The following is a 21,595-nucleotide window of genomic DNA, read 5'->3' as shown; positions in this document are numbered from 1 at the left end:
ATGGATTATCAAACGTTTGATCCTGAATTGTGGCAAGCGATCGAAAAAGAAACGAATCGTCAACAAAACAATTTGGAATTGATTGCGTCTGAAAATATCGTTTCAGAAGGTGTAATGGCTGCGCAAGGTAGTATTTTGACAAATAAATACGCTGAAGGTTATCCAGGTCGTCGTTATTATGGCGGCTGTGAATTTGTTGATGTGGTAGAAAACTTAGCAATTGAACGGGCGAAAAGTATTTTCGGTGCGGCATATGCCAATGTTCAACCGCATTCTGGTTCTCAAGCCAACACAGCAGCTTATTTAGCGTTGATCGAAACAGGCGATACAGTATTAGGGATGGATCTTTCCGCAGGCGGTCATTTGACCCATGGCTCACCAGTGAATTTCAGCGGCAAGACCTATAATTTTGTTAGTTATGGTGTTGATCCTGCAACAGAAGTCATTGACTACAATGTCGTTCGTATTTTGGCGCGCAAGCATCAACCGAAACTGATCGTTGCCGGTGCCAGTGCTTACTCACGTACAATCGATTTTGCGAAGTTCCGTGAAATCGCCGATGAAGTTGGCGCAAAATTGATGGTGGATATGGCGCATATCGCTGGTTTAGTAGCGGCTGGTCTTCATCCAAACCCAGTTCCTTATGCGGACATCACGACTTCTACGACCCATAAAACATTACGCGGCCCTCGAGGCGGCTTGATTTTAACAAATGATGAAGATTTAGCGAAAAAAATCAATAGTGCCGTTTTCCCTGGTATTCAAGGCGGCCCATTAGAGCACGTGATTGCAGCGAAAGCTGTTGCTTTTAAAGAAGCACAAGATGCGTCGTTCAAAGAGTACTCTGAACAAGTCATCCGCAATGCGCAAGCAATGGCGAAAGTCTTCAACCAAGCACCACAAGCTCGCTTGGTCTCTGGTGCAACAGACAATCACTTATTATTGATCGATGTGCGTGGCTTTGATTTGAACGGCAAAGAAGCAGAAGCATTGCTGGATCAAGTCAATATCACCGTCAATAAAAACTCGATTCCTTTCGAATCATTAAGTCCTTTCAAAACGAGTGGGATTCGCGTGGGGACACCAGCGATCACTAGTCGTGGCTTTAAAGAAGAAGATTGTGTCGAAGTGGCGAAATTGATCGTCAAAGTTTTAGAAAAACCAAATGATGAAGCCGTCTTGGCAGAAGTAGCGGCGCAAGTCAAAGAATTGACGGACAACTATCCACTTTACAAAAACAAATAAAATGGGACTGTGACAGAAGTTAAGGTCAGACAAGATGTCTCACGCGTTTTTCCTGCGCTCCAGCTCTTTGATCACCAAAAGTGAAAAAGGGGCTAGAATGAACGCAGAGGCGTGTTACATGCCGTCTTGTCTCCTTCCTTCTAACACAATCCTTTTTTTGAGGAAAAGCAGTATTGCCTGTGGCAGATGGTTGTAACAAGAGCCGATTTGCTTTAAAATAAGAGAAAAACCAAAGGAGATTTTTTTAAATGGGTAAATTTCAAGTAATCGATCACCCGCTGATCCAACACAAATTAACAATGATCCGCGACAAGAACTGTGGAACAAAGGTTTTCCGTGAAGTTGTTAATGAAATCGCAATGTTGATGGCGTATGAAGTGTCTCGCGACATGCCGCTTGAAGATCTAGTGATTGAAACACCAATTGAAGAATCAACACAAAAAACACTATCTGGTAAAAAGGTAGCGATCATTCCGATCCTGCGCGCAGGTCTAGGCATGGTTGATGGTATCCTTGAATTGATCCCAGCCGCAAAAGTTGGTCATATCGGGATGTACCGTGATGAAGAAACGCTAGAACCACACGAATACTTCGTAAAATTACCTGAAGATATCGATGAACGTCAATTATTTATCGTTGACCCAATGTTAGCTACGGGCGGTTCAGCGATCATGGCGATCGACGCACTGAAAAAACGCGGCGCTTCAAACATGAAATTCGTCTGCTTAGTTGCTGCACCAGAAGGCGTGAAAGCATTGCAAGATGCCCATCCAGATGTTGATATCTACACTGCAAATCTTGATGAACGCCTAAATGAACACGGCTATATCGTTCCTGGTTTGGGCGATGCCGGTGACCGTCTATTCGGTACAAAATAAATCAATACAAATAAGACAAAGGCAACTGCTTCAAGTTTTGCCTCGTCAATGATGCCATGGAAGAAGATCGACTGCCAAAACGGTTCGATCGGTTATCCATGGCTTTTTTTAGCTTTTCATAAAATCAGACAATGAAAAAAGGAGAAAATCAACTGATTTTCTCCTTGCATTAAACGGGTTATAGTTTGGTTAATTGTTTGTAATTGATGATCAATACACCATTACTTTGCGAAACTAATTTCTGGTTTTCTGGGGTTTCGTTCAGCTCGACCACCGCAGAGTTTTTCAACTGCTTTGTGATGGTACCAGTTTGTTTCTTCCCATGGAACGTGAACATGACAGGAGTAGCGACCTCAAACGTTGAACCTTCTTGTGACGGGACAATTGTTGTTTCGAATTTACCAAATGTTGCCATGTAAAAACCTCCTTGATACTTCTATTATATCACAATTTTCGGAAAATTTCAGTAAGTAGATTTTTTTCAGCAGACCTCTTTACAAAACAACCGTTTTTGCATATAATTTTCTTTGTGCCATACAACGCCAGCTTAGCTCAGTTGGTAGAGCAACGCACTCGTAACGCGTAGGTCACAGGTTCGAATCCTGCAGCTGGCATAAGAAATGAAAAACCATGAATCTTCTTTTAGAGGATTCATGGTTTTTCTTTTGCAGGTGATAAGTAATCTCAATTTTTCCTGATTTACCCGATAACTGTTCTTATTCGCCCATTAGCATTACATGGCATGTCCTATTTCGCACACGATTTTGATCGAAATCAACAAAATAGATATAGCCTACAGAGCCGATCTCTAGCTTGCCGTTACTTAAAATAAAACTTTCGCTTGCACCGAAAAAACTCGAGCGAATATGGGCATCGCCGTTTAAAATCGTTGCTGGATCTGTTGGGTAGTTTGGATCGTCCAGACTCATCAAAAATTCTAAATGCTTTGGTCCAGGATAACGATAATCGGTATTTTCTGATAGTTCACGAGGAATAATTTTATCGAGAATTCGGTTTAAATCAACTTGAAGAAATTCATCTCCGTTAAAGTCTGTATCATGCATGTATTCTTCAAAGATAACAGAACAGGTCGTATGGGGAGACTGTACGAGACAGATTCCATTTGAAATTCCGCTTTTTTCAACCATCGTTTTCACTTCTTCTGTGATGTTGTGGTAAGACACTCGATTCCCGTTAGAAGTTAACGTCAGTTGCTCTTTTAAAAATTTCACAGTGTTAATCCTCCTTTTTATGCTTCACCGCTTGTTTGATCATTTCTGTAAGGGTTTGAACGGGATCATCTGCTTGCACAATGCCGCTTGTCCCTCCGGTACCATCAGCACCTGACGACAAAGCTTTTTCAACATCGGCCGCACTAGATATACCAGCAGCCTGCAAAATCAGGATTTCTGGATCAATTTCCCGAACAACACGATTTGTTTCCGTCATGTATTGAAGATCACTGGTTTGTCCTGTCCCAATTAGTTCGGTTGGCTCGCAAACCATCACATCCGGTTTCAGGGAAGCCGCGGCTCTCGCTTCAGTCAATGAATTCGCACAGACAATTGTTAAGAGACCCAATTCATTTGAGCGCTGAATCGCTTTAGTCAGTTCTTGCAATGTCATGGGGTGTTCAGCATGGTTTAAAAAGGTAGCTTCAGCTCCGGCTTCTGCCACTGCTTCGGGTAAAACATAGCCCATTCCACGACCAATTTCGATTCCGTCTAAATGTTGGACAGTGACGAATAAATGTGTTGTTGCCTGTTTAATTAAAGAAACGTCTGCATGCTGAACAGTAAATAGAATGTCGATGTCATACAAAGATGACAACTCATTAGCAGCTTTTGCCAATGCCAATGCTTGTTTTCCATAAAGATAGGCTTTGGGATTGATGACAAAGAATGGCGTTCTTAAAGTTCTTTTTTTCATTAGCTTTCTCCTTCACGATAAGGTTTGGTATGAAAGACTGTAAAATAGTGCTCGAGTGTCTTGGACATTCCATTGCTTGCTGAATGAAGTAAATCGAAATAGTCATTTGGTTGATTTTTGTGAATTTCATTCATAGCAGCAGTGACAAAGTCAGTAAAAATATTTATTTTCCGGATACCTTCTAAGGCACATTTTTCAAGGTTTTCATCGCCAGAAGAGGATCCGCCATGCAGAACAAGAGGAACATTGACAGCATGGTGTATTTCCTTTAAAACGTCAAAATTTATTTTGGGTATCCCTTGATAATGTCCGTGAGAGGTGCCAATAGAAACTGCCAACGAATCAACCCCGGTTAATTTGGCAAATGCAACAGCCTCAGAAGGTTCTGTGTAAATAGATTGACTATTTACGGCTGATTCCAGACTATTTTCCGACCCAACGTGCCCGATTTCGGCTTCAACAACGACACCATTTTTATGAGCGTAATCGGCGATCTCCTTTGACCGACGGACATTTTCTTCAAATGGCTCCTCAGAAGCATCGATCATTACGGAAGTAAAACCTAAATGAATGGCTCTTTTGATGACCTCTTCATCGGTACCATGATCTAAGTGCAAAGCGATAGGTACAGTGCTTTTCTTTGCCAAAAATTTTCCAATCATGGCAGCCTCTTCTAAAGTCAACATGTTCATATGGGACTGAGCGAAGGCCAATATCAAAGGCTTGTTTAAACGTTCAGCAGTCTCCGCGTATGTTTTTGCACTAGTTAAGTCGAAAAAATTTGCTGCGGGTAATGCATAATTGTGTTTTTCTGCATGTGCGAATAGTTCTTTTGTTGTGACCAACATAGGGCATTCTCCTTATTCTTTGATTTTCTTTTCGATTTCCGCGTACATTTCTTCTGTACCAATCCCTGTTAAGAGTGGCAGCCCCATAATTACGCGATCTTTGATTGAGTCTGGAACAACCGTTGTACTCACCACGATGTCATAGTCATCAATTTTATTCATCTCATCTGCCACTTTGGATTGATACAGTTTCACTTGATCAGTCATCCCTTTTTCTTTCAGCCATTCTTTTACCTTATTTGTTACAATTGTTGAAGTTGCAACACCTGTGCCGCACATAATCAATAGTTTTTTCATTATCATTTCCTCCTATTATTTTGATAGTTGTTTCTTGGGACGAATTTTATTTACATAAATCAATCCAAACAAAACAGAGACACCAATTATGGCTAAACCGCCCCAGCTTAATATTTTGGTTAAGCCGACATAAAGGAATGTGGTCCATAAACCTCCTTCAGCCATAGCAGTGATCATAGAGTTTCCTTGTAGATCAAAGTTTGCGGATCGAGCAGCAGTAGTGACAAGCGGTGCTGCCCACGAAGTAATATAGAGAATGCTTACCATATAAATCGTTCCAGCAATTACCGTTCGAATGATGTTTCCTCCAAAAACAGCAGCCATCAAGCAAATCAGAAAGGGAATGGTTGCTAAATCCCCAAAAGGCAAGGTCGTATTGCCAGGTAGAACTACGGCTAACAAAATAGTGATCGGAACTAAAAGCAATGAGGAAGAAAGGACAGCTGGATGACCAACCGATAATGCTGCATCCATACCGATGTAAAGCTCTCTTCCAGGAAACCGTTTTTTGACGAATTCATTTGCAGATTCAGAAATAGGCGTTAGACCTTCCATCAGTAAAGCAACCATTTTAGGCATCAAAACCATCACAGCGCCTGTTTGGACGGCTAATTGGCCGACACCTGCTGTGTCATATCCGGCAAGTATTCCCATGATGAGACCAATCAAAAAGCCCATAACAGTAGAGTCACCAAAGACACCAAATTTTTTCTGAATGGTTTCTGGATCTGCTTTCCAATCTTTTAGTCCCGGAATACGATCAAAGAGCCAATTCATCGGTAGTGCAAAGATGAATCCGGGTGCGGCGGTACCATGAGGAAAAGTGATATTAGGAAATCCGTAGAACTTATTAATGATCGGACCTAAAATATCTCCCATTAAAAGAATCATCATCAAATAGATGACGGTGGCCGCGATCCCCATTGCAAAGTCTCCAGTGAGGGCATAAATCAGAGAAGAGATGAAGGCTGCGTGCCAAATATTCCAAATATCTACATTCAATACTTTAGTCAGCCCTAAAATGATGAGTAGAACATTTAGGACCACACCAATCGGAATCGCAAGACTTCCTAAAATCGTCCCGTAAGAAATTGCTGCTGCGGCAGGCCATCCGACATCAATCGTTGTCAAATTTAATCCTAGACGTTCAACCATATGCTGGGCGGCAGGACCCAAGCTGCTGCTTAGAAGGTCAATCACCAAATTCAATCCAACAAACCCGACACCAACAGTTAAGGCTGAAGTAAAGGCTTTGCCAGGCTTGGTTCCCAAAATTATTCCAAAAATAAAAATTAAAATAGGCAAAACAACGATTGAACCTAGATCAACGAACCACTGTAATGCATTTAACATAATTGTTCCTCCTTTTTATTGCAGTCCATTTTTTTCAATAATCGAAAGATACGCTTCTTTAGTCGTTACTGAGGATAGGGCTTCCAAAACCCCTGGTGTTTGAAACATAGAGATAAGATTTTGTAGCATACCCAATTGCTCATGTGGTTCCTTCAATGCAAGCATGAACAACAGAGATACATCGATTTTCTTTTCTTGCGAACCCATTTCAATAAATGAAAGGGGAGAGGCAAGTGACATAAAAGCGACTTGGGATCGTAAAACAAATTTGCTGTCCGTATGTGGGATCGCTACCCCAATGCCGTTAATTTTTAAACCTGTAGGAAAGGTTTCTTCTCGCTGTACGATATTTTGATAGAACTGATCATTTACACAATGAGTTTTGATGAGTTCGTCTGCTAATAGTCGAAAAGCTTCCTCTTTTGTTTTAGAATCTTTTTCAAGTAACACGATTTGGTGATAAAAAAACATGATCAATTTCCTCCTCTTAACAATCTTTGATACAGTTCTTCTTGCGTTTGACTATTAACGATCCATTGAATTTCTTCGGCTGAGTTAAACAATCCGTAAATCGAAGCGATCAACTCTTTTGCCTCGATCATGTTTTCTTCAGCAATCGCAAGCAAAACAATTAGTTGGATTTTTGTGTCTCCCCAAGTAATTGGCGCATCGAGGGTGAGAAAAGCAAGTTTTGTTTCTTTCACTGTATGTGGATCAGCATGTGGAATGGCTACTCCCGTCTTTAAGCCAGTGCTTCCTAGTTCCTCTCGTTCAAATAGAGAATGCTTAAATTTTGTTGTAACAAGCTTTTTTTTCAGATAATCATCTGCTAAAAAATCCAGTACATCTTTTTTTGTTCGAAACTTTTTTTTGACAAAAAGGAAAGTAGGATCTAAATATTTTTGTAATAAAGTCGTTTTCTGGTATTTTTTTGAGTAAAAATTTTTCTCATTCTCATTAAGATTAGATATCTTTGCTGAGATTCTTCCTATTTCTTCGGTAGTAGGAAGCGGCGAAATATAAATAACTGGCGGTGCTGTAATGTCCAATGGAATAGTTGATATGATCAGATCAACAGCTTCAAGAGATGTACTGGCCAGTTTACTCAAAGGAATGATCTCCAATACGGTATCAGCAGCGATCGTCTGTTTGATACGGTTAAAAATCAACTCCGATGTAGCAAAACCTGATTGGCAAACAATTAGTATATGGTTAGTAATTTTTATCTTTTCAAAGGCTAACTGAAAATGGATCGTCAGAAAAGAAACTTCGTCTTCTGTTAATAAGATTTGAAATCGCTCCTCTAAATCTCCAATTGCATATTTGGTCAATGTATACATTGTTGAGTATTGTTTTTTGATACTTTTTATCAGTGGGTTTTTCAATAAAATCCCTGTCTTTGATCGATGGATCATGGGAACGATATGAGCCAACAATGTTTGCAGCAATAATTTATCTTGTGTCAGATCTGCGTTTAACATATGTGACATTTTTTGAATGATTTGTTTCGTACAATTTGTGATAGTAGATTCGTGAGGCTCATCCATTTGACCAAAAGGCTCGATGCCGTGTGCTAATAACAAGGAACATACATATTGAATATCTGTATCACTAAATTGAACAGGTAGTTGCTGTTGGATCATTTCAGCAAAATCAACCGCGATCATATAGAATTTCATTCGTCTCAGTTCGTCAAATACTAGATGCTCTTGTTTTTCAATGTGTTTATCTATGAGGAGTCTTGAAAGAAAAATACGCAATGAAAGCTTCAAGGAGTCGATAGAATAATTGTTGACGGGGTGGCCGATTGTCTGGGTCATATCTGAGACAAATCTCTTCGTCAAATCGAGTACCTTAGAGTCAAAGAGATTGTTGACCAAAAGATTTTCACTGGCTTTGGCGTCGGTATACTTCTCTAAAAAAGATTTGAATACGTTTTGAGCAGCAGATTCAACTGAGGTTAGCTTGAGTCCGCTAGTAGTCATTTTTGTAGATACTTGATGGAATCGACAGAAAGCAACGATTTCATCAACATCTTTCTTTATTGACTGGTTACTAATATAAAAATATTCAGAGAATTCCTGATAGTGCATTGGCTTTACTGAAAACAGATAGTTAGCGAAAATAAAGATTTTACGATAATTAGGTGAAAATAGTTCGAGTTTAGTCTCTTTTTTTGCTAACAATCGATAACCATTCTGTTTTGCTGATTCAGAACCAGATAAAAAGATTCCTTTTCTTGGTACTTTTTTGATAGCTAGTCCCGAATCTTTTAGTTTCTTTTCTAAAGTCGTTAAATTGTTATAAACCGTTTTCTGGGATACATTTAACTGCTTTTGAAAAAAAGAGGCAGGGCGAAACTCCGTTTGTTCTAATAGTAGTTGCAACAGTAGTTGTTCTCGATCATTTAAAATCATTGGTTCACCTCCGGAAGCGCTTCCTTAATTGTATTCTAGTGAAATTATGTGGTGGCGTAAATAACATTTCATTACCACATTAATGTGGTAAATTAGGCTCGTCGTGCATCAATTTATATTTTGAGCAGCTTAAGAGAAGTAGTCACGGGTTGCTATTTCTTTGAAATGAAAATAGGGTGGCAATTTTTGACTGAGTTAAAGTTGCTTTGTTCGGTTACTTCGGTTACATTGAGCAAAGAATAATCAAAATAAAGAAGAATAGTTGAAATGAAGTGATTTATTACTAATAAGATATAGACGTATTCAGCGAGTTTTAATAGAAAAATATGCTTCTGAACTTCCTGTCTAATAGATATACTGTAATTATACTCTGATTGATCAGATATGAATCAGAAGTTAGGTCCGCTCTCGTTGTAATTCTTATCAATTTGAATTATTTTTAACCCTCTTTTCCCGAAAATCATTAAAGTTTCTAAATTTTTTGTGAATGCTCATGGACAATCCTTTCTTTTCTCCTCAAATATCACTATAATGGATAAAGATTCTACAGAAGAGAGTGTGGACATGGAAAATTCACGAATAAAAACGAACGATAATCGAATTGACTACGGTGTGATTCTACCCGTATTTTTATTATGTCTGATTGGAGTGGCGTCCTTGTATGTGGCGTTGACGCATGATCCAAATAACCCGAATATGTGGCGAACCTTAGGGTTTCAAGCTTTATGGTATGTGTTAGGTATTATTGCGGTGATTATTATCATGCAGATCAAATCAAAATGGCTCTGGAAATTGACTCCCTATATTTATGGAGCTGGATTAGCCGTCATGTTGGCGCTGTTGAAATTTTATGACCGGACAATGGCTACCTCGACAGGGTCAAAAAACTGGTTCCGTTTTGGTCCCTTTACCCTCCAGCCTTCAGAGTTGATGAAGATTGCCTATATTATGATGTTGGCGTTAGTCGTCACGCAGCACAATGTCAAGCATCGGGAACGGGATTTGAAAACAGATGGGGTGCTGATTGCGAAAATGTTGGCCGTCACGATTCCAGTACTGATCCTGATTACCTTGCAAAACGACTTTGGTACGATGCTGGTCTTTCTGGCGATTTTCGGTGGGGTCTTCTTGATGTCGGGGATCTCTTGGCGAATCGTTGTGCCAGTGATTGCGGCATTCGTGATTCTCGGTGGCGGAACGATTTTCTTAGTGACCACCGATGTTGGTCGTGAGTTGCTGTACAATACAGGGATCTTTAAAGAGTATCAGTTCGCCCGTATCGATTCGTGGCTAGATCCTTTTCATGATACCCAAGGGCAATCCTTCCAATTGGCGTACGCTCTGATGGCGATCGCATCTGGCGGGATGTTCGGGAAAGGATTTAATGTCAGCGATGTGTATGTACCAGTCCGAGAATCCGATATGATTTTTTCAGTGATCGGTGAGAATTTTGGGTTTATTGGCAGCGCGTTTGTCATTTTATTGTATTTTATTTTGATCTACCGGATGATCCGCGTATGTTTCGATACCAACAATGAATTTTATGCTTACTTGGCAACTGGGATCATTATGATGATTCTCTTCCATGTGTTTGAAAACATTGGCGCAAACATCGGTCTCTTACCGTTGACGGGGATTCCACTGCCGTTTATTAGCCAAGGAGGATCTGCCCTATTAAGCAATATGATTGGGATCGGTTTGATTTTATCGATGCGCTATCAAGCTGAGACCGCACCAAAAACACTTTAAGGAGTTCACATGATTACATTTTATTGGTACCCAAAATGCAGTACATGCCGAAATGCGAAGCGTTGGTTAGAAGAGCACGAGATTCCCTTTGAAGCGATCGATATGGTGACCACACCGCCTCAACCGGAACAATTGCTGGCTTGGATCCAATCAAGCGAAGCACCGTTAACCCGTTTCTTTAACACAAGCGGCATGAAATACCGTGAATTGCAATTAAAAGAAAAAGTGCCGACCATGACTGCCCAAGACGCAGCCGATGTGCTGGCAACCGATGGTATGTTGATCAAGCGCCCACTGCTGGTTAGCGGCGACCGCTTTTTGATTAATGGATTTAAAGAAAATGAATATGAAGGAGTCTTACAAGAATCATGGAAAAGAAATGCTTAAGAAAAAAAGATAATTTGTGGGTTTTGTTTAACGGGAAAGAATATTGTGTCGGTTTAACAAAAGAAGCGCAAGAAGAACTTGGTGCGGTCACGTTTGCTTCGATTCAAAAAGCAGGAACTGCTTTAAAACAAGGAGAGACCCTTGTTGAGCTGGAAGCGGAAAAAGCAGTCAGTGAATTTCCAAGTCCATTGACGGGCGTGATTTCTTCCGTAAATGAAAAAATCGATCAATCCATTGATACCTTAAATGATGAAGACGAAATGAACGCTTGGCTTGTCAGCTTCAAAGAGGTTGACCCAAGTCAATTTGAAGCCTTGTAAGTCAAATCTGTAAAAACGACTATTTTTTCAAAAAGAATTGACAGTCGGATAAGACGTTGCTATAATTTGCTCAATAAATGAATGCTTTGAAAAGAAGAGTACATGTTCTTAACGTACACAGAGAGCCCTGTTTGGTGCAAATGGGCAACGGAGAGAGGATGGAAGATGGTCTTTGAGCATGATAGGTGAGTGGAAACAAGCCTATCACGGGAGGCACCCGTTACAGTGCAGCAGTATGCGAAGCAATTCAAGTACTGAGCGAGGCTGTTGATGCGAATCGACAGTAAATCAAGGTGGTAACGCGGAAGTTGTGCTTTCGTCCTTTGTAACAGTATAATGTACAGAGGATGAGAGCTTTTTTTGTGTTTAACCAACCAAAGAGGAAAGATGGGAATAACATGGCATTAATCGAATTGTCGCATGTAAAAAAGTCATTCGGCAAAAAGCAAACGGCTGTCGACGCCGTCAATGATGTTTCACTGCAAGTGGAAAAAGGCGATATCTATGGAATCGTCGGCTACTCTGGTGCTGGGAAAAGTACATTAGTTCGTTTGTTGAACGGCTTAGAATTGCCGACAGCAGGAGATGTAGTCATTAACGGTCAAAATATTTTGGCATTGAAAAACAAAGAATTGAGAAACTTCCGTAAAAAAATCGGCATGATTTTTCAGCACTTTAATCTATTATGGTCTCGAACGGTGGCGGAGAACATCGAATTGCCATTGGAGTTGGCAGGCGTTGAAAAAGCAAAACGACGGCAACGGGCGCAAGAGCTGATCAAGTTAGTTGGGTTGGAAGGACGGGAAACTGCCTATCCGGCACAATTGTCTGGCGGACAAAAGCAAAGAGTCGGGATTGCTCGTGCATTAGCGAATGAACCAGAAATTTTGCTGTGTGATGAAGCAACGAGTGCGTTAGATCCACAAACAACAGAAGAAGTGTTGGATCTCTTGCTTTCCATCAATAAAAAATTGCATTTGACGATCGTGCTGATTACCCATGAAATGAACGTCATTCGCAAAATCTGCAACAAGGTCGCGGTGATGGAGCATGGGCAGATCGTGGAAGAAGGATCAGTACAATCGGTTTTCCGTAACCCACAGCAAGAAGTGACCAAACGTTTTGTTCAGCAAGATTTGGAACCAGAAGAAGATGTCGAAGAACTACGGCAAGCCTTCTTACGAGAAAATCCGCAAGGACATTTAGTGACCTTGACATTCACGCAAGACAACGCCAATGAACCAGTCATTTCACAAGCAATTCGCCGCTTCCAGATCGATGTCAATGTCGTTTATGGAAAGATCCAACAAACCAATGAAGGCTCCTTTGGCGGCTTGACGGTCTTATTGACAGGTGAAGCAAATGAGATCGAAAAAGCGATCACCTTTTTCAAAGAGCAGCAAGTAGGCGTGGAGGTGATTGAACGTGGATAAGTCATTTGTAGAAACCTATTTTAATTTTGAAAAGGTCGACTGGGCCAATATGCAGCAAGCAACCCTAGACACCTTGTTTATGACTTTCTTCTCCATGGTTTTAGTGGTTGTGATCGGTTTGCTTCTAGGATTGGCGCTTTATTCACTAGGGCGTAAACAAACGGCGGGAGCCAACATTTTCTATAATGTGGTTTCCATCATCAGTAACGCCTTTCGCTCAACGCCATTCATGATTTTGATGGTTTTGATCATTCCCTTTACAACGTTATTAGTCGGTTCGTTCCTAGGGGCAAAAGCAGCGATCCCAGCATTAGTATTATCGGCAGCACCGTTTTATGCTCGGATGGTGGAAATTGCTTTTCGTGAAGTCAATCCTGGTGTGATTGAAGCAGCAGAAGCGATGGGCGCTAGTTACTGGGAGATCATTTATAAGATCGTGATCCCAGAAAGTGTTCCGGCATTGATTTCAGGACTGACAGTCACAACGATCTCAATGATTGGTTATACCGCCATGGCAGGCGCGATCGGTGCCGGTGGGCTAGGCGCTTTGGCTTGGCAAGAAGGATTTCAACGTGGAAATTACACTGTTACGCTTGTTGCAACAGTGATTATTTTAATTATCGTTTTCATTATCCAAGGGGTCGGCGATTTCCTTGCGAAGGCCACCGATAAACGGTAAATGAAACGAAGAACAAAAAGTGGAAAATATGGGAGGAAATGGATATGAAAAAGATTTTTGGTATTGCAACAACCTTATTGTTAACTGCCGCTTTAGCTGCTTGTGGAACGGGCTCAAATTCAGGAAGCTCTGATTCATCTGCGGCTGAGGGAGAATCAACAAAATTAGTGATCGGTGCATCGGTTACGCCTCATGCGGAAATTTTAGAACAAGCCAAACCTTTACTAGCAGAAGAAGGCATTGATCTTGAAATCAAGACCTTCGATGATTATGTGTTGCCAAACAAAGCATTGGAAAATGGCGATATCGATGCCAATTACTTCCAACACATTCCTTACTTGAACAAACAAATCGCAGACAATGGCTATGACTTTGTTAATGCCGGTGCGATCCATATCGAGCCAATGGGTCTTTACTCAAAACGAATCTCTGATATTTCAGAACTAGAAGATGGTGCAACGGTTCTTACTTCCACTTCTGAATCTGACTGGGGTCGTATCCTAACGATTTTACAAGATGCTGACTTGATTACCTTAAAAGACGGCGTTGATACAGAAACGGCAACCTTTGATGATATTGCTGAAAATCCGAAAAACTTAGAATTTAAACATGACGTCGATCCATCTCTTTTGGCGACTGCTTATCAAAACGACGAAGCAGACCTAATTGCCATCAATGCGAACTTCGCATTCGGGATCGATTTGAACCCAGCGGATGATTCTGTTTTATTAGAAGCGGATAATTCTCCTTATGTCAACGTGATCGCTGTCCGCAGTGGTGACGAAGATAGCGACAAAATCAAGAAATTGATTGAAGTGCTTCATTCAGACGAAATCAAAGACTTTGTTGAAGAACAATGGCAAGGTTCAGTGAAAATCGTTGATGCTGACGCAAAATAATTCACTGATAGTAAAATGATTTTAAAAAGAGCGTACCGCTATTCAAGTGGGCGCTCTTTTTGTTGCGGAAAGGCAATGATGGGTTGGAAGAAAGAGACGTCTTGCCAAATGCATTCATAGAGTAAGGGCAACTCGGGATGCTTCTTTAAAAGTTTTTCGTAGTGGGGAAGCTGTGTCAAGAAAGCACGGACCAAGCGTTGTGAACGTTCAGATAAGCGAGGATTTAATGGCGGGTAGACAAATAAATTGCCCTCCAATAATGCCCCCAGCATATGGGCTTGGAAAATTTTCGGCAAAAGAACCTCTAACGGCTGCTCGATTGGATACTGCCTCAAAACTGGGGTGATGATTTGGCATAAGAGGCCAGATTCTTCTGCAGGTACATAGAAAGGCTCCAGTGTTAGAAGCTGTTTCCATAAAAACAAATAGCTGCGTTCACCGACTAAGTAGAAACTTGGAACAAAGTGTTTGGGAAAAACTTGTTGAGTAAACGTGATTGATGTGTTGGGATAAAAAGCAGTTTTCCGTAACTGATGGATTTGTGTCAGCTCCTGAAACGCTTGATTGGGGGAGATAAGCGCTGGGTTTGCTAAGAGGGTAAGGCGAAAAAGCACATAGCGCAGTTGTCGTTCGTTTCCAGTGATTAAAGGATAACTGCGGCGATCGATAGCTAGTTGATAAGGTGCTAAAAAGTTAGAAAAGGATGAAAAGCGCCGATGCAAACTGGATGGGCTGAGATAATAGCGTTTGTAGAGGTCTGCAAAGGAAATAGTCGGCATTTTTAACAAGAGCAAGAGTAGCTGATAATTTACACTTTTAGTGAATAATGCAGCAATCATTTCCATATGGGGGAGGGAGCAACTGGCTGATTGCTGCAAATGACGGTCTGCACGAATGTGCCCTTGTTGTACATCATAGTGGAAGAATGGGTCCTCGTTTAAATGGCTTGACAGCAGCCGACGGATCGTTTTGACAGAGATTTTTTGGGCGGCAGCAGCTTTATTCAAAGGCAGGGGATTTTCGGTTAAAAGTGTTGTGGAGAGTCGCAGCATTTGCATAATATCTTTTTCAAGGATATTTTTCAACATCATGCACCTCTTTCAGCTAAATTTTGCAACTGTCCTTATTATAAGGGAACTTCATTCGTTATTTTCACTCGCAAAAAATAGTCAATAAAACGTAATAAAAAACGATGTTTTTGTCGAGTATTTATTTGAAATTGCTGCTAGACAGAATTAAATGAAAGGAGGTATGCAAAAAAAAACCACCTTCTAAAATAAAAAGGGTGGTTTTTTATATAGGTGTCGTTATAAAAAGAGAATGGCGAATGGGCGTTAACGAGTCTCGCTAGGCAATAAAATCGTTTGCCGCTGCCCATCATCATACACATAGACTTTTTGGGGATACAGGTCGGAATACCGGTAAGGTAGATCAACACCAAGTTCGATTTGACTTTGTGCTTGAGAAAAAAGCAGGGTGACACGACCATGATTGTTTTGGACTTCAAAGGTGAGCAGATTTGTCAACGGAATAAACCCTCTTAAATCAAGATCGATGATCAACCAGATACTATCGATCAATTCGCTAGGTAGTGTTTGAACAATACCGCCAGAAGCGTAACGACTGCGGTGATCATCAAATGTTTCAAACATAATAAACCCCTCCTTCAAGTAGGCTTGCCACTAACATCAAATTTGTCTATTTATCATAATGAAGAACCGTCAAAAATGCAACTACTTCTGCTTTTCTTTTTGGTCAGCGACGCATTTTAACTATTTTTTTAAAAATTTGTTGGGTTGGCTGGACCAAGCTTTCCCAAAGACGTCTTTCAATGGGAAATAGTCAGTTGCAGCATACCAGCTCTTCGTAAGAATGAAAAGGACTCTTGAAGGGAAATCCCTTCAAGAGTCCTACATTTCTTAGAAGTGTCTGTTGATTGAAGACGTGGTCTTAAGAACGGTGTTCTATGATTACTCTTCGTCTTCACCGATAACTGCTGGTTCAGCAGCTTCGCCGGCTTCTTCATCTTCAGAGATTTCTTGTGGTTCAGTAACCGCAACGATTTGTTCTTCTGGATCGGTCACGATCGTGTACTCGTCGTTCTTAGGCAGATCAGCCACTGTTAATGAATCGCCGATCTCTAATGACGTTACATCGATCTCAACACGTTCAGGCAATTTGTCTGGTGTTGCTGATACAACGACTGTATACAAGTTTTGTGCTAGAACACCACCAGCTTTGACACCAGCAGATTCGCCAATTAAGGTTACTTCTGCTTCTACTTCGGTTTCTTCATTCATATCGACAGATAGGAATTCAACGTGGGTTAAATTGCGTGTGAAGGTATCTGATTGATACTCTTTGATCAGTGTATTGACTTTTTTGCCTTCTAAACTGATCGTGATTACGGTATTCAATCCATTTTCACGCAAGATTTTTTCTAATTCTGCTGCATTGACAGCAATCGGTGTGCTTTCTACTTTGTACCCATTGACAATTGCAGGTACTTTTCCTTCGTGACGCAACTTGTTCCGTAAAGAACGTGGGCGAACTTCTCTTTTCGTAACTTCTAATGATACTGACATAACTCAATTCCTCCTAAAATTTTCTCGTTAGTAACGAGATTTTTTAAGCAAATTTTGTTAACTCTGCACATTAAGTGGTACGTGAGTGAAAACACGCAAAAGGGCAGTTGTGTACACAACTGCCCCAGAAAGTTTTGGTTCAACTTTTCTCCACCAGGTCATAACGCTGTGTATGAGAAACTATATTTACTTTACTCTTTAACCTTACGCAAAAAGACAAAGAAAGTCAAATCATTTGAAATCCTGGCAGTTTCCTTTCGCTAGATCCTAAGCTATAATAGCCACTATGGAGAAAAATTTATGCGTTTAGATAAAGTGATCGAGCAACAATTGAATACATCCCGGAAAGAGATGAAACGGTTGTTTCAGCAAGGAAAAGTCTTTGTGGATCATAGGATTGAGCGAAGGCCCGAGCGCAACGTCGATAGCAGCTTGCATCAAATCATGGTTGCGGGGCGGCAGTTGGAAACACAGGAACGCTATTATATCGTCAACAAACCCAAGGGTGTCGTTACAGCCAATCTGGATCAACAGCACCAGACAGTGATCGCTTTGATTGCACCCGAAGATCAACATCCTGAACTTTATGCCGTCGGTCGATTGGATCGGGACACGGAAGGGTTGGTATTAGTTACGACGAATGGTCAGTTAGGCTATGACTTGCTGCATCCCACCAAAAAGGTGACCAAGCGATATGAAGTGGTGGTCAATGACTTGGTGACTCCTGAGGATGTGGCGGCATTTGCTGCAGGGATCACCTTTCATGGTGGTGTCACTTGCAAACCAGCTGCCCTAACGATCATCGATGCCCGAGCGGATCATTCCTTTGTTTCGTTAGAAATTGCTGAAGGCAAGTTCCATCAAGTGAAAAAGATGTTTTTAGCCCGAGGGAAAAAAGTCATTCAGCTGAAACGAACAGCGATGGGTTCGCTGGTTCTACCAGATGATTTAGCAGTGGGCAGTTATCGCTCGCTGACGCAAGAAGAATTAAAAGGACTGGCGGCGCATTTCCGCTGAGAAAGAGGGAGAAAATGAAGTATAAAACATTATTATTTGATGTCGATGACACGATCCTCGACTTTCAAGATACCGAAGATCAAGCCTTAAAAGCACTGTTTGAAGCTCATGGCTTGGAAATGACTCCAGAGCGCAAACAAAGCTATCAAACGATCAATCATGATTTGTGGCAGCAGTTTGAGCAAGGGAAAATCACGAGAGACCAAGTCATCAATGAGCGTTTTGGCTTGTTTTTTGAAACGCAAGGCATTCAGGTCGATAGTCCAGCAGTTGAATTGGCGTACCGAGAATTTCTAAATGAAGGACATAAACTGTTAGACAACAGTGATGAGATCTTAGCGGAGTTGGCGCAGCATTTTGACCTATACGTGGTTACGAACGGGGTTTCTGAAACCCAGTACCGTCGCTTGGAAGATGCCAAATTGAAGCCCTATTTCCGTGATATTTTTGTTTCAGAAGACACGGGTTATCAAAAACCAATGAAAGAATATTTTGACTACGTGTTTGCCCGCATACCAAACGTTAAAAAACAAGAAACAGTCATTATTGGCGATTCACTGACTTCAGATATCTTAGGCGGACAATTGGCAGGGATCGACACGATTTGGTTTAATCCAAAGAAAAAAAACAGTGGTGAGATTCAGCCTACCGTTGAGATCGAACGTTTGCAGCAATTACTTCCTTTATTGCAGCACTGATTCTACAGAAACAGTAGTAATTTGCCGAATTTTCGCTATAATAGAACCAGTGTGAATTTTTTAAGATGAAAGAGGTTAATTGAATGACGAATGGCAAGCCCATTATTATTGGTGTGACAGGTGGATCAGGTAGTGGAAAAACAAGCGTGAGTCGGGCGATCTTTAATCATTTCCCCAACCATTCTATTATGATGCTTGAACAAGACTCCTACTATAAAGACCAAAGTGATCTGAGCTTTGAAGAACGGTTGAACACCAACTATGACCATCCTTTTGCATTTGATACTGATTTGTTGATCGATCACTTGCAGCAGCTGCTTGCATATCAAACGATCGAAAAACCTGTCTATGATTATGTCGCTCATACTCGCAGCGAAGCAACGATCATTCAAGAACCCAAAGAAGTCATTATCTTGGAAGGGATCTTGATTTTAGAAGATGAGCGATTACGTAATTTAATGGATATTAAACTTTATGTTGATACAGACGATGATATTCGGATTATTCGCCGAATCAAACGTGATATGGAAGAACGTGGCCGGACGTTGGATTCTGTGATCGAACAATACTTGACGGTCGTAAAACCGATGTATCATCAATTTATCGAACCGACAAAACGGTATGCTGATGTCATCGTACCAGAAGGCGGCGAAAACCACGTAGCCATTGATTTGATTACGACCAAAGTGGCAACCTTTTTATCCTAAGGTTTCTTGAATCCATCGATTTGAACGTTTCTTTTGAGAAGAAACAACTGGTTCATGTAAAACTGCTGATAAGTGCTCTTTCTTGAAAGATGTTTATCCGCAGTTTTTGATTTTATAAAAAAAACAGTAGTATTCCGACTAATTTTATGGTAAAGTAATCCTCATGCGACGAGTCGAGAAGGTCTAGCATTAGCTGACCAGATTGATAGCAGAGGCACACCGCGTAAGCAACCTACCGGATTTGTAGGGTGTCGGAATATTCCTTTTGTGGAGATAGGGTATTCTACTAGCAATAGTACTGTGAGTGAAAAAAGCTGTGAACAATTTTGTTCACAGCTTTTTTTTGTTTATTTACGTGAGAGAACAGCGATAGATGGTGGAAGACTCTCCCCAAGGGTGGTAGCCAGTGCCGATCGGTTCGAAAGCAAACTGCTCATAAAAAGTAGAAAGATCCGTACATAGATACAGAGAATCAAAACCAGCTCCAGCAGCGCGCTGTTTAGCTGTTTCGATCAAAAGGCGGGCACCGCCTTGGCCACGCCACAAAGGGTCCACATACAAGGCGCAAAGCCAAGGCGTCAAATCCATCCGACTGATGAAGTCGTTGGGGATCAAGCCGCCGCAGCCGATGATTTGATAAGGTCCGTCGGATGCCATCTCATCGTTGACCAGCAGTAGCCATTGCGGCAAAATGCTTGTTGAAAAACTATGGGTCAGGCTGTCTTCATAAACCATGAGGGAATCGGGGCCAGCCCACTGTTTTTGGAAGTAACGGATCGCTTCTGCTAAGTATTCAGGGTGTTCTTTAAGGGTGATGACCTGCATTTTTTTCTCCTTTATCCTTCTTTAGGTAAGCGAATCTGAAAAATAACCCCTCGTGGCTGCAGATCTTTGACCAGAATTTGTCCTTTGTGCTCTTCGACGATTTGCTTGGCGATCGCTAAGCCTAAACCATAGCCGCCGGTCTCCTTGGAGCGAGAACGATCCTCGCGGTAGAAGCGGTCAAAGATGCGAGCTTTCTCTTCATCGGAAATAGTTGGTCCCGTGTTTTTGACCTCGATCAGCCATTGCTTGTTAGAAATCTCCGATAAGAGCGTAATTTTATCACCACTGCTGGTATATTTTAAGGCATTATCTAGGAGAATCACGAGGACTTGATGAATTTTCTTTTGATCAAAGCAAGCGGTCGTTTTGGCAAAATTTTCGACAATAAAATGTTTTTGATCCAGTTCGGCAATTTCTTTGAAAGGTTTGACTAAGTCATCGATAAACGGAACTAATTCGACGGTTTCTTTCGTTAACTGCAGTTGATTGGAATCACTGCGGGCAATCGTTAGTAGATCAGCCGTTAATCCAGTTAGCCGTCGGGTTTCCGCTAACGCTTGTGCAATGCTTTCAGATTCTTCAATGATCGTATGATTGGGCTTGGTAAACAGGCGCTCCAGACTATTTTGAATGATCGTCAATGGTGTGCGCAGCTCGTGAGAAGCATTTTCGACAAATTCTTGTTGTTTCTTCCACGAGGCTAAAATTGGGCGCATGTTCAAGCTGGAAAGCAAGTAGCTGATCCCGATCGAGAGAATCCAGAAAAAAATCATCGATAAAATCAAGATGGTTTGGAAATTGTTCATGGCATTTTTGATTTGATTGGTGTTCGCTAAGACTTGGATATAGCCGACCCCGGCGTCATTGGTTGGGGCTTTGGTGGTGATTGAGCGAAACAAAAGTGTCTCTTCTTCCTCTGACAAGGACTGATCCACCACTGAAAAAGACGTGATACTGTCTAAATGGCTCGTATCTAAAGATAGACTTGCCAATTGTGAAAAACGGCCGCCTAAAGTCTGTTTGTTTAAAATCTCGCCGTCCTCAGACCAGAGGATCAACTGGGTGTTGAAGCGATTGGTACCAGGGATCTTCGGCATTGCACTATCTGGTGGCAATACCTCTAGATTGGATTGTGAAGCGCTGATCTCAGCTTGGATCAAGCGGGTATCTTTGACTGCTTGTTCCAAAGAAATATCGGTTTGACGATAAGCCGATTGGTTGAATAATTGGAGCACGATCGTTCCTAAAAGTAAGAAGACCAAAGCAAAGGCACTGACATTTAGGAGAAAGGAGTGCAGCCGTTGTCTCTTAGAGCGTTCTTTATTCATA

General features: G+C 41.3%; 24 protein-coding genes, 1 tRNA gene and 1 other annotated feature. Of the genes, 12 read left to right on the top strand and 13 right to left on the bottom strand.

Annotation, left to right across the window (positions count from 1 at the left end; all coding sequences use genetic code 11):
• Complete coding sequence (gene glyA / locus ACIPK1_RS03775) at positions 1-1,245, top strand: serine hydroxymethyltransferase (protein WP_008379359.1); 1,245 nt, start codon at positions 1-3, stop codon at positions 1,243-1,245.
• Positions 1,246-1,493: 248 nt separating this feature from the next.
• A complete protein-coding gene (gene upp, locus ACIPK1_RS03770; RefSeq protein ID WP_005227894.1) occupies positions 1,494-2,123 on the top strand; it encodes a uracil phosphoribosyltransferase in 630 nt (209 codons plus the stop codon).
• Between the two features lie 178 nt (positions 2,124-2,301).
• Here upp and ACIPK1_RS03765 read toward each other — a convergent pair whose 3' ends face one another.
• A complete protein-coding gene (locus ACIPK1_RS03765; RefSeq protein WP_005227896.1) occupies positions 2,302-2,538 on the bottom strand; it encodes a hypothetical protein in 237 nt (78 codons plus the stop codon).
• A gap of 126 nt (positions 2,539-2,664) precedes the next feature.
• Between ACIPK1_RS03765 and ACIPK1_RS03760 the strand changes: the two genes are divergently transcribed.
• Positions 2,665-2,737: transfer RNA gene (locus tag ACIPK1_RS03760), tRNA-Thr, on the top strand.
• A gap of 102 nt (positions 2,738-2,839) precedes the next feature.
• Here the strand turns inward: ACIPK1_RS03760 and ACIPK1_RS03755 are convergent.
• Genes ACIPK1_RS03755 through ACIPK1_RS03725 form a run of 7 tightly spaced genes read right to left on the bottom strand, consistent with a single transcriptional unit; the run spans position 2,840 to position 8,967 of the window.
• Positions 2,840-3,355, bottom strand: a complete 516-nt coding sequence (locus ACIPK1_RS03755) for a YjbQ family protein (RefSeq protein ID WP_005227898.1) — start codon at positions 3,353-3,355, stop codon at positions 2,840-2,842.
• Positions 3,356-3,359: 4 nt separating this feature from the next.
• Entirely contained in the window at positions 3,360-4,052 is a 693-nt protein-coding gene (locus tag ACIPK1_RS03750) for a triose-phosphate isomerase (protein ID WP_301387769.1), read from the bottom strand.
• Positions 4,052-4,900, bottom strand: coding sequence for a class II fructose-bisphosphate aldolase (locus ACIPK1_RS03745; RefSeq protein ID WP_194199200.1), 849 nt, complete (start codon positions 4,898-4,900; stop codon positions 4,052-4,054). The genes ACIPK1_RS03750 and ACIPK1_RS03745 overlap by 1 nt, the downstream gene beginning before the upstream one ends.
• 12 nt (positions 4,901-4,912) lie before the next feature.
• Positions 4,913-5,197: a PTS sugar transporter subunit IIB gene (locus ACIPK1_RS03740; protein ID WP_008379369.1), complete on the bottom strand. Its 285-nt coding sequence runs from the start codon at positions 5,195-5,197 to the stop codon at positions 4,913-4,915.
• A gap of 15 nt (positions 5,198-5,212) precedes the next feature.
• Entirely contained in the window at positions 5,213-6,550 is a 1,338-nt protein-coding gene (locus tag ACIPK1_RS03735) for a PTS galactitol transporter subunit IIC (RefSeq protein ID WP_005233598.1), read from the bottom strand.
• A gap of 15 nt (positions 6,551-6,565) precedes the next feature.
• Entirely contained in the window at positions 6,566-7,021 is a 456-nt protein-coding gene (locus tag ACIPK1_RS03730; protein WP_301387773.1) for a PTS sugar transporter subunit IIA, read from the bottom strand.
• Positions 7,022-7,023: 2 nt separating this feature from the next.
• On the bottom strand, positions 7,024-8,967 hold the full coding sequence (locus tag ACIPK1_RS03725; RefSeq protein ID WP_008379374.1) for a transcription antiterminator: 1,944 nt from the start codon (positions 8,965-8,967) through the stop codon (positions 7,024-7,026).
• A 564-nt stretch (positions 8,968-9,531) separates the two neighbouring features.
• Here ACIPK1_RS03725 and ACIPK1_RS03720 point away from each other — a divergent pair.
• The 6 genes from ACIPK1_RS03720 (at position 9,532) to ACIPK1_RS03695 (ending at position 14,434) form a co-directional block, all read left to right on the top strand.
• Entirely contained in the window at positions 9,532-10,716 is a 1,185-nt protein-coding gene (locus tag ACIPK1_RS03720; RefSeq protein ID WP_301387776.1) for an FtsW/RodA/SpoVE family cell cycle protein, read from the top strand.
• Positions 10,717-10,725: 9 nt separating this feature from the next.
• Positions 10,726-11,103 carry an arsenate reductase family protein gene (locus ACIPK1_RS03715; protein WP_301387777.1) on the top strand — a complete coding sequence of 126 codons (378 nt, stop codon included), beginning with the start codon at positions 10,726-10,728 and terminating at the stop codon, positions 11,101-11,103.
• On the top strand, positions 11,085-11,423 hold the full coding sequence (locus ACIPK1_RS03710; RefSeq protein WP_010749086.1) for a glycine cleavage system protein H: 339 nt from the start codon (positions 11,085-11,087) through the stop codon (positions 11,421-11,423). Before ACIPK1_RS03715 ends, ACIPK1_RS03710 begins: the two co-directional genes overlap by 19 nt.
• Positions 11,424-11,500: 77 nt before the next feature.
• Positions 11,501-11,750, top strand: a binding site (T-box leader).
• Between the two features lie 71 nt (positions 11,751-11,821).
• Positions 11,822-12,856 (top strand): methionine ABC transporter ATP-binding protein, encoded by a 1,035-nt coding sequence (locus ACIPK1_RS03705; RefSeq protein ID WP_301387790.1) that lies wholly within the window; start codon positions 11,822-11,824, stop codon positions 12,854-12,856.
• On the top strand, positions 12,849-13,535 hold the full coding sequence (locus tag ACIPK1_RS03700; RefSeq protein WP_060791558.1) for a methionine ABC transporter permease: 687 nt from the start codon (positions 12,849-12,851) through the stop codon (positions 13,533-13,535). The genes ACIPK1_RS03705 and ACIPK1_RS03700 overlap by 8 nt, the downstream gene beginning before the upstream one ends.
• Before the next feature lie 44 nt (positions 13,536-13,579).
• Positions 13,580-14,434 carry a MetQ/NlpA family ABC transporter substrate-binding protein gene (locus tag ACIPK1_RS03695; RefSeq protein ID WP_010749087.1) on the top strand — a complete coding sequence of 285 codons (855 nt, stop codon included), beginning with the start codon at positions 13,580-13,582 and terminating at the stop codon, positions 14,432-14,434.
• A gap of 38 nt (positions 14,435-14,472) precedes the next feature.
• Here ACIPK1_RS03695 and ACIPK1_RS03690 read toward each other — a convergent pair whose 3' ends face one another.
• From ACIPK1_RS03690 to ACIPK1_RS03680, 3 genes are all read right to left on the bottom strand, one after another.
• Positions 14,473-15,525, bottom strand: a complete 1,053-nt coding sequence (locus ACIPK1_RS03690; protein ID WP_306425329.1) for a helix-turn-helix domain-containing protein — start codon at positions 15,523-15,525, stop codon at positions 14,473-14,475.
• A gap of 243 nt (positions 15,526-15,768) precedes the next feature.
• A complete protein-coding gene (locus tag ACIPK1_RS03685; protein WP_301387795.1) occupies positions 15,769-16,086 on the bottom strand; it encodes a DUF960 domain-containing protein in 318 nt (105 codons plus the stop codon).
• 318 nt (positions 16,087-16,404) lie between these two features.
• Positions 16,405-17,019, bottom strand: coding sequence for a 50S ribosomal protein L25/general stress protein Ctc (locus tag ACIPK1_RS03680; protein WP_005227923.1), 615 nt, complete (start codon positions 17,017-17,019; stop codon positions 16,405-16,407).
• A gap of 300 nt (positions 17,020-17,319) precedes the next feature.
• Between ACIPK1_RS03680 and ACIPK1_RS03675 the strand changes: the two genes are divergently transcribed.
• The 3 genes from ACIPK1_RS03675 to udk all read left to right on the top strand — a co-directional run bounded on the left by ACIPK1_RS03675 (position 17,320) and on the right by udk (position 19,441).
• The gene (locus ACIPK1_RS03675; RefSeq protein WP_301387798.1) at positions 17,320-18,036 is read left to right on the top strand and encodes a 16S rRNA pseudouridine(516) synthase; all 717 of its coding nucleotides are present in this window, start codon (positions 17,320-17,322) and stop codon (positions 18,034-18,036) included.
• 14 nt (positions 18,037-18,050) lie between these two features.
• Positions 18,051-18,734: a YjjG family noncanonical pyrimidine nucleotidase gene (locus tag ACIPK1_RS03670; RefSeq protein ID WP_008379392.1), complete on the top strand. Its 684-nt coding sequence runs from the start codon at positions 18,051-18,053 to the stop codon at positions 18,732-18,734.
• A gap of 83 nt (positions 18,735-18,817) precedes the next feature.
• Positions 18,818-19,441: a uridine kinase gene (udk, locus tag ACIPK1_RS03665; protein WP_005227927.1), complete on the top strand. Its 624-nt coding sequence runs from the start codon at positions 18,818-18,820 to the stop codon at positions 19,439-19,441.
• Positions 19,442-19,792: 351 nt separating this feature from the next.
• On the opposite strand, the gene ACIPK1_RS03660 is transcribed toward udk, so the two are convergent.
• Positions 19,793-20,266, bottom strand: coding sequence for a GNAT family N-acetyltransferase (locus ACIPK1_RS03660; protein WP_196043802.1), 474 nt, complete (start codon positions 20,264-20,266; stop codon positions 19,793-19,795).
• Between the two features lie 11 nt (positions 20,267-20,277).
• Positions 20,278-21,594, bottom strand: a complete 1,317-nt coding sequence (locus tag ACIPK1_RS03655) for a cell wall metabolism sensor histidine kinase WalK (RefSeq protein ID WP_301387803.1) — start codon at positions 21,592-21,594, stop codon at positions 20,278-20,280.
• Between the last annotated feature and the right edge of the window lies 1 nt (position 21,595).

Origin of the sequence: Enterococcus sp. NPDC086594 (assembly GCF_044746145.1) — a bacterium.
Taxonomy (GTDB): Bacteria; Bacillota; Bacilli; order Lactobacillales; family Enterococcaceae; genus Enterococcus_D; species Enterococcus_D entomosocium.
Note: the sequence above shows the minus strand (reverse complement) of the source record. Positions and strands in the feature narration are given on the sequence as shown.